This is a genomic window from Vreelandella arcis, from assembly GCF_900103865.1.
Taxonomy (GTDB): domain Bacteria; phylum Pseudomonadota; class Gammaproteobacteria; order Pseudomonadales; family Halomonadaceae; genus Vreelandella; species Vreelandella arcis.
On record NZ_FNII01000016.1, the window covers coordinates 64,835 to 78,229 of the forward strand.

Here is a 13,395-nt window from a genome sequence, read left to right on the forward strand (position 1 = left end):
GGGGTGGCCCGCTATTCGGCAGGCCGCAGGCGATAGAGGGCACCATCAGCGGCGTCGGTGAGTAGATAAATGGTCTCATCAGGCCCTTGGCGAACGTCGCGGATACGCCCGATCTCGCCATCAAGGATGACTTCGTGGTTGGCCACCTCATTATTCTCAAGCGCTAGCCGAACCAGCTTCTGGCTGCTCAAACCGCCCTGCCATTCGCCAAAGGCGCTGCTGGTGACTTCCGCCAAACCCGACGGCGCAAAGCGCCCTTCAAAGACATGTACCGGGTCGACCATGCCGGGTTTAGATGTCATACCAATCGGCTCATTGGTGGCATAGTCATTACCCTGGCTGACCTCGGGCCAGCCGTAGTTCTCTCCGGCGATAAGCCGGTTTAGTTCATCGCCTGTGCGTGGCCCATGTTCAGTGGCCCAGGGCTCACCGTTTTGCCTAACCACCATGCCTTGAATGTTGCGATTGCCCTGGGTGTAGATTTCATCCAGCGTGGCCGCGTCTTCCACAAAAGGATTGTCGTCGGGCACACCGCCGGTGTCGGTAAGCCGCAGGGTAGACCCCGCGTGGTCGTTATCCGCTTGGGCGCGCGGCGGTTCGTTGCCGCGATCACCAATGCTCATCAGTAAGGTGCCGTCGGGCAGCCAAGCGATACGTGAGCCGTAATGGCGGCCGGGAGAAGAGGCGCGGTTCTGGGCGAACAGGTGTTCGATTTCGCCGAGCTGATCGCCTTCCCATTTCACTCGAGACAGCGCGCTGCGAGTGCCGCTATCGGCGGGTTCACTCCAGGTGAAATAGATCCAGTCGTGCTCGCCATCGCCAAACTGCGGATGCAGCGCAAGATCCAAAAGCCCACCCTGGCCTCGTTGGCTGACTTTGGGTAACCCGCTTAGTACGCGGGATTCACCGCCGTCTGCGTCAATCACATTCAGCCGCCCCGGTCGTTCGCTGACCAGGAAACGGCCGTCGGGTAGCAAAGCCACCGACCATGGGTTTGTCAGACCGTCGGCGACTTTCTCAATGGAGAAGGCCAACTGATCACTCTCGATACGTTCTTCCACCACCTCGGCGGCGCTGACAGGCGCACTGCTGGCGAATAAACCCAAAAGGGCGGCGGTCAGCCAGTGCTGACGCAAAGCGTAGGCAGGTAAACAACGCATAGAGAACGCTCCCGGAAAGTCATCGTAATTAGGTTTATCAAGCAGTGACGCTTTCTAGCCTGAGAGGTTCCCTGTGTTACGGCATCAACCAGGCCAGCAGCACAGGCAAATAAATCAGCGATAACAGGGTGGAGCAAAAGACCAGGCTGGCCACATAGGCGGGTTCGCGCTGGGCACGCTGGGCAAATAAATAGTTGAAAACCGCCACCGGCATGCTCATTTGCAACACTAAAATCCCCTGGGCTAGCGGGGGTAGCCCCATCCAGCCGGCAATCAGCCAAGCGGCGCACGCCGCGAGCGGTATGCGCACCAGGCTAAAGCCAAGCCCCGAACGCAGGTTTTTGACATGAATGTTGGCCAGCGACACCCCAAGCGTGATCAGCATGAGCGGCACGGTAAAGCCCGACATTAAGTCTACGCTGTTAGCCAGCCATAAGGGCAGCTGTGTATCGGTCAGCAACAACGCCATGGCAATCACAATCGCGTAGACCGTCGGTGTTTTGGCCAGCGATTTAAATGGGTTTCCCCGGCTTGCGAGCATGGTGCCCAGGGTAAATTGAAACAGCGATACCGTGACCATTACGGTAATGCCGTACACAAATCCTGCGCTACCAAAGGCGTAAAGCACCACAGGGAGTCCCATATTGCCGGTATTGGGGTACATCATGGGCGCCAGTAGCACGCGCCAGTCGCGGCGTAATAGCTTGGCGACAAAGAACGTGGCGCAAGCCATGCAGAGGATCACCAGCGCGGTGGCTAGCATGGTACGGCCAAAGGTGCTGGCGTCGATCTCCACGCCTGTAAGCGACGCAAGCACCAGCGAGGGTGTGCCGATATTGAAGACCAGCCGGGTGACAAAGTCGACCGGGTAAGGATGGCCCAAGCGCACCCAGGTAAACCCCAGGCCTGCGCCCGCCAACACGGGGGCCATTACCGCAAAGAGTTCAGCCAACATGGCGAGTCCTTGGCATTGAAAAGCCGACTATTGTGAATAGTAAGCGGACTAACTGGCAAGTCGAAGGTGGTAAAACTAAGCCGCGACGCGGTGGTGTTGCCACTGGCTGGGCATCTGCTGGCGTAAAAATGCGAGTAGCGCTTGTACGCGCCGAGGCTGGTGACCGTAGGCATACAGCAACGTAATCGGCATAGGCGCAGGCTTCCAGTTGGGCAAGCAGGGAGTGAGTTCGCCTGGGTGATGAGCTTCGCGCTTATCGGCAAGCCAATGGGGCAACAGTCCTATGCCTTTGCCGCGAGCAATGGCATCTAAGTGAAGCGCAGTGAGATCTACCCGCAAGCGCGAACGGGGAGGATAAAAGTGGTAAGGGCCCTGGCTTTGGTGATGCAACAGCAGGCCGTCTTGGGTGGTACCCAATAGGTCGATCCAAGGGTGATCGGCAAGGTCGCGTGGGTGCTCAAGCTGTGGATGTTGACTGAGATACTCTGGACTGGCGTAGAGGCCACGAGTGAGCATGCCCAACGGTTCTTGGTGTAGGCCGCTTTCGGTTACCTGACCCAGACAAACGTGGACACAATGGCTGTTAAGCGAGGTGGGCGGCGTTTCACGGGTGCGAAGTGTTAGCTCAACCTTGGGATGGCGCGCCATAAACGTATCCATGATTTGCCCCATCCACCCCCTGGCGAGGGCGCAGTGAATTTCCAGCGTTACCGTCCCGCTAATTTCTTCGCGTAATTCCGCCAACGCTTCATGGCTGCGCTCTGCCAAGGCCAGTATATCCTGACAGTAGCGGTGGAACAGCAGCCCGGCCTCGGTGGGCAGTAGCCGATTGGCCTGACGACGTAACAACGGCTGATCGAGGCGTGCTTCCAAGTGGCTTATCCGGCGGCTAAGGGTCGATTTGGCCAACCCCAGCTTGCGCGCGCTGCGCGTGAGGCTGCCGGTCTCCATTACATCGGCAAAGGCAGAAAGTTCGTCAAAGTCGTACATGGTCAAACCTATCGAGCAAACGACGGGACATATTATGCCAGCTTGGGTTCTTATTAAAAATAATTCTTATTAATAAATGCAAAAAGCCCCGGTCATGAACTGACCGGGGCTTGCGCCATTACTGAGGCGATATGGATGTTAGAAGTCCATCGTCAGACCCAGGCTGTACTGACGGCCATCCAACACCACACCATAGTCGTCGTTGGTGACCTCTTTGTTGGCGATGTTGTAAAGCCCAGCCTTGACGCGCGCGTTGGCGTTCAGGTTGTAAACAAGGCCAGCATCGACGAATCCATAGCCGGGTGTGCCGTCTTCAACGCTGCTACGTCCCAGGTAGTCGCTGGTTTCGCCGCGATAGTTCCCCTGCATCCAGAGGTTGAGGTCGGGCGTTGCCTGCCAGTCGACTTTGGCGTTCACCATATGCTCAGGAATCTTGTTCAGCGGCTCGCCCGCGAACTCGCCGGATTTTTGCTCGGATTCCGTGTAGGTGTAGCTAGAGCTTAGACGAACGGCGGGGGTGATGTTGTAGTCCAAGGTGAGCTCGACCCCTTGCATCTGTGCCTCGTCAATGTTTTCACGTGTACTGAGGAAAATGTAGTTATTACCCCCGTAGGCGCACTGCCATGTCGCTGGGTCATTACGGTCGCCGCCTGCGTCACAGAGGCGGTCTTCGGCGATTTTGTCTTCAAACTGGGTATGGAAAAGCATCATGCTGGCGTTTAGCGTGCGATCCACATTGTGGAAGACAAAGCCGGTTTCATAGCTGGTGCTGGTTTCCGGTTCAAGGTCCGTGTTGCCAATGATCAGCGCGCGGGGATGGGGCGCGGGGGAGCCACGACCGCCGGTACCCCGACCGAAACCTTCGGTAGCATCCGATAAGCCAGGCTGTACATAACCCGTTGAAACACCGCCTTTTAGTGTCCACTGAGGGGTTAGATGATAGTTGGCGTAGACGCGCGGCGATAGGTGGCCACCAAATAGCTCGTCGTCGTTGTAGCGCAAGCCGGTGGTAACATTGAGATCGTCGGTAACGCCCCATTCGATCTCGGCAAACGCGGCAGCGATCCAGCGGTCAACGCTGCGCACCGCGCCGGGAATGTTGGACGTAAGCAGCCCGTTGGTTTCATCCACCAACTGCTCATCTTTATATTGAGCGCCCAGGGTCACCACATGGTTGCCCCAGAAGTGTGTCGCCTGGGTGTTATAGGTGGTCACCTCTTCCTCTTTATCTGCCGTCTGAACGCGTTCTGACACATCGTGTTGGAGATAGCTATCCACCACCCAGCTCCCGTAAGTGCCGCTGTGAGCAAGCGTATAGACATCTTTGTCGTAGCGCGTTGTCGAGGAGTCCTGATCAATGGGAATACTGATACCCGCGTTATGGGTGTACTCCTTGGTGGAGGCGGTGTAGCCCAAGGTGAATTCGTTCTGTTCGTCCGGCGTTAAAAAGAAGTTGAACCCGCCTTGGCGCGTCTCGGCATCCGGCGTGCTTTCGGCATTGTCGTCGCCTCCAGCAAAATCACTCTCTTCGTAGCCATCCCAACTGCCAAACGCCTGGAGGCCTAGTAGCCCCTCGATCAGCGGGCCGCTGGTGGCAAAAGACAGCTGCTGAGAGTCGTTATTGATATCATTTAAAGAGTGGGTGTACTCAGTGGTGACGCTGCCACTCCATTCATCGGTGACTTTTTTGGTGATGACATTGATTACGCCACCCAGCGCCTGGGAGCCATAAAGCGAGGACATTGGCCCGCGAATCACCTCTATGCGGTCAATCATCGAGATAGGCGGCAGGCCTATTTGCTTGCCCCCATCGGTGCCGTTGGTGTTGACGGAGCGGCCTGAAGAAACCGGGCGCCCATCGACTAGGTAGAGCGTGTAATTCTCGCTCATGCCGCGAATGCTGATGTCCTGAGAGTTGCCACCGCCGGTCACATAGACGCCTGGAATGTTTTTTACCGCATCGGTGATATCGCGATACGACTGACGGTTAAGCGCTTCACTGTCGATAACAGAAATGCTGGCGGGTGCATCTGAAATCGCCTGCTCAAAGCCAGACGCCGTGACTACAACCGTGTCTAGATCATTGTTTTCTTGAGCAGACGCACAGGCTCCCATGGACATGGCCGATAAGGCCACCGCATGGGATAGCAAAGTTCGCGAAAAGAGTGACATAGTTAGTTTCCCTAATGAGTATCGGCGACAGCTGAAATCAATTATCAAATGCGACGCGCATCTTAAGGAGAAAAATTCTCAACTGCGAGTGGTTTTAGAGGAACAAGGTGTTGCAAATACACGAATAGGGTGGGGCGTTGGCTAGCTTGCTAATGCCTGCCAAATAAAACGTACGGCGAGCAATGTGAGCACCCAGTTAAAGAGTTTGGCGAAGCGGCGTTCCGGCATATGCTCTAAAATGCGCAGGCCCAACCCAGGTGTCGATGATGCCGCTCAGGACCATCGGTTGACCCATTACCACCCTGGGCAAGGCTGGGCCCCGTCACAAATAAAGAATAAAACTGGCAATGCTTAAATAATAGAGGAGGGTAAGCGTTGCGTAACGCGGAACGCGGTATTCGCTGTAATGTGGATGCAAGTGCTTTTGATAATCGTTATTATCTTTATCCACTTCAACAGCGAGGACACCTTATGCGGGCCGTAACGTTACGCAATGGCATTATAGGACTACTACTGAGTGGATGTTTGGTGAGCGCCGCCCAGGCGCGCACGCTCGATACCGCTTATGGCGAGGTAGACGTAACGGGCACGCCTGAGAGGGTGGTCACACTTTATGAGGGCGCGCTGGATGCCTCCCTGGCGGCTGGCGTAACGCCGTTAGGCGCGGTAACCACGCGCGGTGGCGATAACGTCGCCGAGTACGTGGAAGCGCATTTAGGCGATGAACGGCCCGCCATCATGGGCGTGGTGCGCGAAATCAACATTGAGGCCGTGCTTGAACAGCGCCCGGATTTAATCTTAGCGCCCGCTCGGCTAACTGAGGAGCAGTATCAGCTGCTGTCGCGCATTGCGCCCACCGTGGTGCCGCCCACTCAGCCGATTGCCCCGGATAACTGGAAAGCCGAAGCGCGCCTGTACGGCAACGCCCTGAATCGCCAGGACGCCCTTGAAGACGCCATCAGCGCCGTTGACCAACGCGCCGCTGAATTAGCGAGCGCCCTGGACGCGGCCGGTGTAGGCGGCACCGCCTTTGTGGTGCGCTGGATGCCGGGCGGGCCGATGGTCATGTCGAAAAATCTGTTTACCGCCGGGTTGGTCGCCCAAGTGGGCCTGACGGTGGAAGACGCCGGGCTTGTGGGCGAGCGCGGCGTGCATAGCGATATCTTAAGCCTTGAAAACCTCTCCCAGGTGGATGGCGACTGGCTGTTCCTGGCCACGCTCAATGAAGACGGCCAGGAGGCCCTGGCATCGGCCAAGCAGAGCAGTGCCTTTACCCGGCTTGACGTGGTTCAGCGCGAGCAGGTGGTGCCGGTGAACGGCCAGCTATGGACCAGCGCCAACGGCCCGCTGGCCGCTCTGGCAATTCTTGACGATATCGAAGCCGCCCTGTTGCCGTGATGCCGTTGAGCGTTGGTAACCAACGAACGCAGATAACGTTACTGCTCACCGCCCTTGTGGCGGTGAGTCTCGTTAGCCTGCTGATTGGCGCCGGTAGCGTCGGCCCGCTGCGCGCCCTGGCGGTGCTGGGCGGCAGCCAGGATAGCGACGCCAGTTTCGTGGTCTGGCAACTGCGCGCACCGCGCACCTTGATTGGCATTATTGTCGGCATGGCGCTTGGGGTGGCGGGGGCGCTGCTTCAGGCGGTGTCGCGTAACCCGCTCGCCGAACCCGGCCTGTTGGGGGTTAGCGCCGGCGCCGCTTTTGCGGTGGCGTTAACGCTGGTCATGGGCGCCAGTGCGGCCACCATGCGTATTTCGGTGGCCCAACTGGGCGCGTTGCTTGGCTGTATTTGTGTGCTGAGCGTTACCCGGGTGCGCGGCTTGGGCAGTGACCCGGTGCGGCTGGTATTGGCAGGCGCGGCGTTTTCCGGGCTGCTCGGCTCGCTAACCTCGCTGATGCTGCTGTTTGATCAGCGCGCGGCGGATGAAATCCGCTTCTGGGTGATTGGCAGCCTCGCCGGACGCCGCCTCGACGATGTGGTGGCGATGCTGCCCAGCATGCTGGTCGCGGCGGTGGCGGTGGTATTCATCGCGCGCCCGCTGGCGGCATTGGCATTGGGCGAGCGGGCGGCCTCCGGGCTGGGTCATCACCCCGGGCTGATCCGTTGGTTGGTGGTGGCCTGCGTGGCCCTGCTGGTGGGGGCGGCCACGGCGATCGCCGGGCCGATTGCCTTTGTCGGGCTGGTGGTGCCGTTTGCCGCCCGGGCGCTGGCGGGGCCGGATATTCGCCGCACGCTATGGTTCTGCCTGCCGATCGGCCCGTTGATGGTGCTTATGGCGGATATTATTGCCCGCGTGGCGGTGGCACCTTCGGAGCTACCCATTGGCGTGCTGACCGCGTTATGCGGCGCCCCCGTGCTGGTCGCCGTGGTGCGCGCCCGGCGGCTCCCGACTTTGTAATGTTTGGCGACTTCCATGAAATCGAGCGCAAGTGATCTTCCCACATCGGCCTATGTGCCTGAGCGCCGCTCGCCGCCGGTAGCGGCGCCGCCGGGCTACTGGCGTATTGCCTGGCAATCCACACGGGGTAATGCCTGCAGCCTGCTGATCGAGCGGCGTGGTGTTGCCGTCAGCGCGGGGCTCGGCGTCGCGTTGGTGTGTGCCTGCATCCTTTATCTGAGCCTAGGCAGCATGGCGCTGGCGCCTAGCGCGGTACTACCGGCGCTGTTTGGCCGGGGCGAGATGATTAGCGTGTTTACCGTTCAAGAACTGCGCCTGCCCCGGCTGGTCGCCGCCTGCTTGACCGGAGGCGCTTTTGCCCTCGCGGGGGTGCTGATGCAAACCCTGGCGCGCAACCGTCTCGCCACACCAGGGATTATCGGTATCGATAACGGCGCAACCGCCTTTGCCGTGGCTTCGGTGGTGGGCATGGGCGTCTCGCTGGCGCCACCGGCCATGGCGCTGGCGGGGGCGGCCACGGCCGCCGCGCTGACCTTTGGCCTGGTGGCGGGCGGCGGCACCCAGGGCTATCGCTTTATCGTCGCGGGGATAGGCGTGGGCGCGGTGTTTGGCGCGGTCACCCAACTGATACTGGCGCGGGTGGCGATCGATACCGCCAACGCTGCCTACCCCTGGACCGTCGGGTCGCTCAATGCCCGCCCCGGCGACGCGGTTGGCTTGCTTGCCGTTGGGCTGGGTGTGGGCGTGATCGCCGCTTTCGTTCTCGCGCGTCCGCTATCGCTGATGCGCTTTAAAGACGCCACCGCCTATGGGCTGGGCGTTAACGTCAAAGCCCGCCGCTTTCAGGTGCTGATGCTTTCGGTGGTATTGACCGCACTGGCGGTCGCCGTAGCCGGGCCGGTGGGCATGGTCGGGCTTATCGGCCCGGAAATCGCCCGCTCGCTTGCGAGCTCTCGCCAGGTGCCCCTTGTGGCGTCGCTGTTATCAGGGGCGCTGGTAATGGTGCTGGCAGACCTCGCCGGGCGCACCTTGCTGGCGCCCATTGAAATTCCCGTCGGTATCGTGACCGCCGTGATCGGCGGCCCCTGGTTATTATGGATACTAATGCGCCCGCAACGGAGCCACGCATGACGTCTGCTGAACCATCCCCCACGCTTGCCACCGAGTCGCTCGCCCTGAGCTATGGCGCCCGGCGCGTCATCGACTCGCTCGGCGTCAGCCTGCCCAGCGGCCAAGTAACCGCGATTGTCGGCCCCAACGGCTGCGGCAAGTCCACGCTACTCTCGGGGCTTGCCCGGCTGCACAAACCGGAAAGCGGCGCGGTGTTGCTGAACGGCGCGGACATTCAGAACCTGCCCGCCCGGACGCTTGCGACGCAGCTGGCGCTTCTGCCGCAAGAGGCCGTGGCGCCGGAAGGGCTCACCGTCAGCGAGCTGATTCGCTTTGGTCGCCAGCCTCATCAGGGCTGGTTGCGCCAGTGGTCGGCGGAAGATCAGCGCGTGGTAGAGCACGCGCTTGCCGCCGCCGGACTCGAAGCCTTGGCCGAGCGCCCTCTGGAAGCACTCTCGGGCGGGCAGCGCCAACGGGCGTGGATCGCCATGACCATCGCCCAGCAAACGCCGCTGCTGCTGCTCGACGAGCCTACGTCCGCGTTGGATCTGGGCCATCAGATCGAGGTGTTCGAGCTGGTGCGCCATCTAGCCTGCCATGGCCGTACCGTGGTGATGGTGCTCCACGATCTGGCCAGTGCCTGCCGCTATGCGGATCATCTGATCGCCCTTTGCGAAGGGCAGATCGTCGCCCAGGGCGCGCCCGCCGAGGTAGTAACGCCCGAGCTGGTGCGGACGCTTTACCAGGTCGATTGCACGCTGATGATCGACCCGGATACCGGCAGCCCGCTGCTGGCCAATGTACGCCGCGCCAGTCCCTAAGTCATATGTGGAAAGTGTTAGCATAGGCTGCAATATTCGATCGCAAATAATTCAGAAAGGAATACGCGTGGCTTCTTCTACGACACGTTCTCAGAATCAGAGCTTTCAGGCCTTAATGCGCCTTTTGCGCTACGCCAAGGGCTACCGGCGGCGGATCATCGCCGCGACCGTTTGCTCCATCATCAACAAGCTGTTTGATATCGCCCCTGAAATCCTCATCGGGGTGGCGATCGACGTGGTGGTCAACCAGGAACAGAGCTTTGTGGCGAGCCTGGGGTTTGAAACGCCCCAAGAGCAGATCACCATGCTCGCGGTGCTGACGTTTTTTATCTGGGCGGGGGAGTCGCTGTTCGAGTACCTGTTCCAGATCCTCTGGCGCAACCTGGCCCAGCGGCTTCAAGCGGATATGCGCCAGGACGCCTACGAGCATGCCCAGCGGCTGGATATGGCCTTCTTCGAGTCGAAAAGCTCCGGTCAACTGGTCGCCACCATGAACGACGACGTCAACCAACTGGAGCGGTTTTTAGATGGCGGCGCCAACGCGTTGATTCAAGTGGGTGTCACCGTGGTGGCCGTGGGCGCGGTGTTCTTCGTGCTCTCGCCGCTGATCGCGCTGCTGGCGTTTACGCCCATCCCGCTGATCATCTGGGGCGCGTTTTACTTCCAGCGCAAGGCCGGGCCGCTCTACAGCGACGTGCGCGAAAAGGTCGGGGACCTGGGCAGCCGGCTTTCCAATAACCTGAGCGGCATTGCCACCATCAAGAGCTTTACCAGCGAAGACCGCGAAGCCGAGCGCCTGCGCGACGCCAGCGAGGCCTACGTTGACGCTAACCGCCAGGCGATCCAGGTGAGCTCCGCGTTTATTCCCGTCATCCGCATGGCGATTCTGGCGGGCTTTCTGGCCACCTTTACCGTCGGTGGCATGATGGCGCTTAACGGCTCGCTCAATGTGGGCGCCTACGGCGTGCTGGTATTTTTGACCCAGCGCCTGCTTTGGCCGCTGACCGGTCTGGCCCAGGTGATCGACCTGTTCGAGCGCGCCATGGCCAGTACCAAGCGTATTCTCGACCTGCTGGAAGAGCCGATTACCGTGAAGGATGACAGCACCACGCCCCTGGCCCAGCCGGTTAAAGGCGAGGTGCGCTTTGAGTCGGTGAGCTTTCACTACGCCGCCAGCCACGTCGGCGTTGATGGGATAAACCTTCACGCTCCAGCGGGGCATACGCTGGCGCTGGTCGGCGCTACCGGCTCGGGTAAGTCTACGCTGGTCAAGTTGCTGCTGCGCTTTTACGACCCGGAAAGCGGTCGCGTGCTGGTCGATGGCCAGCCGGTGCGTGACGTTAGCATGCACTCGCTTCGCCAGGCGATTGGACTGGTCAGCCAGGACGTTTACCTGTTCGAGGGCAGCATTCGCGACAACATCGCCTACGGCAAGCCCGACGCCGATGACGCGGCGATCATCGACGCCGCGCAAACGGCGGAGGCGTGGAGCTTTATCGAGACGCTGCCCCAGGGGCTGGATACCCCAGTGGGCGAGCGCGGCGTGCGGCTTTCCGGCGGCCAGCGTCAGCGGCTCTCGCTGGCCCGGGCGCTGCTCAAGGATCCGCCGATTCTGGTGCTAGACGAGGCCACCAGCGCAGTGGACAACGAAACCGAAGCGGCCATTCAGCGCTCGCTGAAACGCATCGCCCACGGGCGCACGGTGATCATGATTGCCCATCGGCTATCCACCATTGTGCACGCCGACGAAATCGTGGTGATCGAAAAAGGCCGGGTGGCCGAGCGCGGCACGCACAAGAGTCTGCTCGCCGCCAACGGCCATTATGCCGCCCAGTGGCGGGTACAAACCGGCGAGGCCCTGGCGGGGGACGCCGAGGCGGTTAGCGGTTGACCAATAACGCATCCAGGGTGATCGGCACGTGTTCGTCGATCTCCTGGTAGCCCAGCAGCGAAAGCACGCTGCGCACGGTGGCGTTGGCCATCAGCGCGCGGCCATCCATCGCCATGGGCTCGGCGTGGGTAACGCGCACTTCGTTCAGGCCTTCACGGGTGAAGCGCAGCGGCACGCTTTCTTCCTGATTGACCAGGTCGCTCTGTACCCGGAAGGTCAGCGTTTCCACCAGCGACTCGCCAATATCCAGCTCGTCCAACCGCTCCGGCGGCATCTGCGCCACCAGCGTCACCAGGGTGGTATTGGCCAGCATCTCGGCCCAGGTAGGCATTTCGCCAAACCGGGTGAGAACATCGGTCTGGCTGAGCTTGAGCGGTAAGCGCAGCGTACCATCGGCGGAAATATCGCCCTGCAGATCACGTACCTGATGGTGGTGGGTCTGCGGCGACTCCCCATCGAGTTGAGTAATCGACGCCTGCACCGTGGAACGCCCCGGATCCAACTGCCAATCCGCCAGCACCGGGGTCGTCAAAAGCAGCGCGAATGATGCGATCAGTGCTTTCAAAGCCTATCTCCTTATGAAAAGCCTTTTTAACGGGCTTCTCTCAAGACAGGCTGACTCGCAAAAAGTGCCGCTTTAATGGCAAGATAGTCGGGCTTGGGGCTAGCCTCGCCCCACCACATTCGCTATGATATAGCACGTTTTTCGGGCCTATAGCTCAGTTGGTCAGAGCAGGGGACTCATAATCCCTTGGTCGTAGGTTCAAGTCCTACTGGGCCCACCATTTCAGCATGCTTAATTCCAAAAGCAGGGGATTATGAGTCCCTTGGTCCAAAGAAGAGATTTGGACAGTGTTTCTCTTCTAGAGTAGAGGCCGGGATTGTGGTCACTACCGTCAAGCTGTCAAGGCAACTAGGAAAGCCGTAACCCGCAAGTCGGGTTGGCCCATCACCGCATAGATCTTTTCCGTACTAAATGTGACACCCAAAATTGGGCACGCCGCACTGAAGATGAAATGGTGCGCGGCGTGTATATCCAGCGTAGTGCCTCAGAACGAATGACACTTGAAGCAGCGCTAAAGCGTTACTTGGCCGATATCACTCCCTACCAAGAAACCCAGTAGCCAGAAAAGCGAACGCCTCAAGGCCAATACGCTGATCGAGCATTTGGGTAAATACTCTCTAGCAGCCCTTAAGCCAGAACTGGTCGCCAACTACCGTGACAAGCGTTTAAACAGTTTAGGGCGCCGAGGGGAGCTAATCAGCCCTAATACTGTGCGCCTAGAGCTTGCCCTACTTGGCCACTTCTTCACCGTGTCTATTCAAGAGTGGGGGCTGGGCCTGACTTATAACCCTGTTCAGAATATCCGCAAGCCTAGCCCGGGAGAGGGCCGGAGTAGACGTCTTAGCAACGATGAGGAGAAGCGGCTGTTCGCGGTGTTACGCCAACACAACAATCCTATGCTTGCTTGGATCGCCAGAATCGCCCTGGAGACGAGTATTCGCAGCCAAGTAGACGTTAAACGCCGCTTGGTGCGCCTTACTGACACCAAAAACAACGAAGCCCGCCTTGTGCCGCTAACCCGAATTTCTCACAGGGGATAATAGAAAGCGGCTGAAAGTGCTATGATTTCAAGAACCTAACCAATCCATCAAGCACCAACAGCCGCTTCCAAAATGGTACCTGAAAAGCTGACCTTCTCGCCACTCTCGCGCCGCCAAATTGAAGCCGACTTCTCCGGGGGCCACATCACGTCGGACGCCGGATTACTCCTGCTTCGTGAAGTCGATAAACAGCATCGCCTGACACGCCGCTTGGCCGCCGTGCTTCTTGATCCCCGCGCACCAGAACAGGTTCGTCATAAGCTCGACACTCTGGTTCGTCAGCGGGTGTTCG

Annotated in this window: 12 protein-coding genes and 1 tRNA gene; 8 read left to right on the forward strand and 5 right to left on the reverse strand. The window is 59.7% G+C overall.

From position 1 onward, the window contains the following. Positions 1–11: 11 nt before the first annotated feature. From BLR97_RS16525 to BLR97_RS16540, 4 genes are all read right to left on the reverse strand, one after another. Complete coding sequence (locus tag BLR97_RS16525) at positions 12–1,160, reverse strand: PQQ-dependent sugar dehydrogenase (RefSeq protein ID WP_089707625.1); 1,149 nt, start codon at positions 1,158–1,160, stop codon at positions 12–14. A 76-nt stretch (positions 1,161–1,236) separates the two neighbouring features. Next, complete coding sequence (locus tag BLR97_RS16530) at positions 1,237–2,115, reverse strand: AEC family transporter (protein ID WP_089707626.1); 879 nt, start codon at positions 2,113–2,115, stop codon at positions 1,237–1,239. A gap of 75 nt (positions 2,116–2,190) precedes the next feature. After that, positions 2,191–3,105: a LysR family transcriptional regulator gene (locus tag BLR97_RS16535; protein WP_089707627.1), complete on the reverse strand. Its 915-nt coding sequence runs from the start codon at positions 3,103–3,105 to the stop codon at positions 2,191–2,193. 138 nt (positions 3,106–3,243) lie between these two features. Then, positions 3,244–5,277 carry a TonB-dependent receptor domain-containing protein gene (locus BLR97_RS16540; RefSeq protein ID WP_089707628.1) on the reverse strand — a complete coding sequence of 678 codons (2,034 nt, stop codon included), beginning with the start codon at positions 5,275–5,277 and terminating at the stop codon, positions 3,244–3,246. 471 nt (positions 5,278–5,748) lie between these two features. Between BLR97_RS16540 and BLR97_RS16545 the strand changes: the two genes are divergently transcribed. The 5 genes from BLR97_RS16545 (at position 5,749) to BLR97_RS16565 (ending at position 11,498) form a co-directional block, all read left to right on the forward strand. Next, positions 5,749–6,675, forward strand: a complete 927-nt coding sequence (locus BLR97_RS16545) for an ABC transporter substrate-binding protein (protein ID WP_089707640.1) — start codon at positions 5,749–5,751, stop codon at positions 6,673–6,675. After that, positions 6,675–7,676 carry a FecCD family ABC transporter permease gene (locus tag BLR97_RS16550; protein WP_089707629.1) on the forward strand — a complete coding sequence of 334 codons (1,002 nt, stop codon included), beginning with the start codon at positions 6,675–6,677 and terminating at the stop codon, positions 7,674–7,676. The genes BLR97_RS16545 and BLR97_RS16550 overlap by 1 nt, the downstream gene beginning before the upstream one ends. Before the next feature lie 15 nt (positions 7,677–7,691). Then, positions 7,692–8,807, forward strand: coding sequence for a FecCD family ABC transporter permease (locus tag BLR97_RS16555; protein WP_089707630.1), 1,116 nt, complete (start codon positions 7,692–7,694; stop codon positions 8,805–8,807). Then, positions 8,804–9,607, forward strand: coding sequence for an ABC transporter ATP-binding protein (locus tag BLR97_RS16560; protein WP_089707631.1), 804 nt, complete (start codon positions 8,804–8,806; stop codon positions 9,605–9,607). The genes BLR97_RS16555 and BLR97_RS16560 overlap by 4 nt, the downstream gene beginning before the upstream one ends. 115 nt (positions 9,608–9,722) lie before the next feature. Then, positions 9,723–11,498: an ABC transporter ATP-binding protein gene (locus BLR97_RS16565; protein ID WP_089707641.1), complete on the forward strand. Its 1,776-nt coding sequence runs from the start codon at positions 9,723–9,725 to the stop codon at positions 11,496–11,498. Here the strand turns inward: BLR97_RS16565 and BLR97_RS16570 are convergent. After that, positions 11,488–12,063, reverse strand: coding sequence for a hypothetical protein (locus BLR97_RS16570; RefSeq protein WP_089707632.1), 576 nt, complete (start codon positions 12,061–12,063; stop codon positions 11,488–11,490). The genes BLR97_RS16565 and BLR97_RS16570 overlap by 11 nt on opposite strands. Before the next feature lie 143 nt (positions 12,064–12,206). Here BLR97_RS16570 and BLR97_RS16575 point away from each other — a divergent pair. The 3 genes from BLR97_RS16575 to BLR97_RS16585 all read left to right on the forward strand — a co-directional run. Further along, positions 12,207–12,283: transfer RNA gene (locus tag BLR97_RS16575), tRNA-Ile, on the forward strand. 382 nt (positions 12,284–12,665) lie between these two features. After that, positions 12,666–13,103, forward strand: coding sequence for a site-specific integrase (locus tag BLR97_RS16580; protein WP_244511344.1), 438 nt, complete (start codon positions 12,666–12,668; stop codon positions 13,101–13,103). Positions 13,104–13,175: 72 nt separating this feature from the next. Next, positions 13,176–13,395 (forward strand): transposase (locus BLR97_RS16585; protein WP_211605176.1); only part of this gene is annotated, 220 nt, incomplete at its 3' end.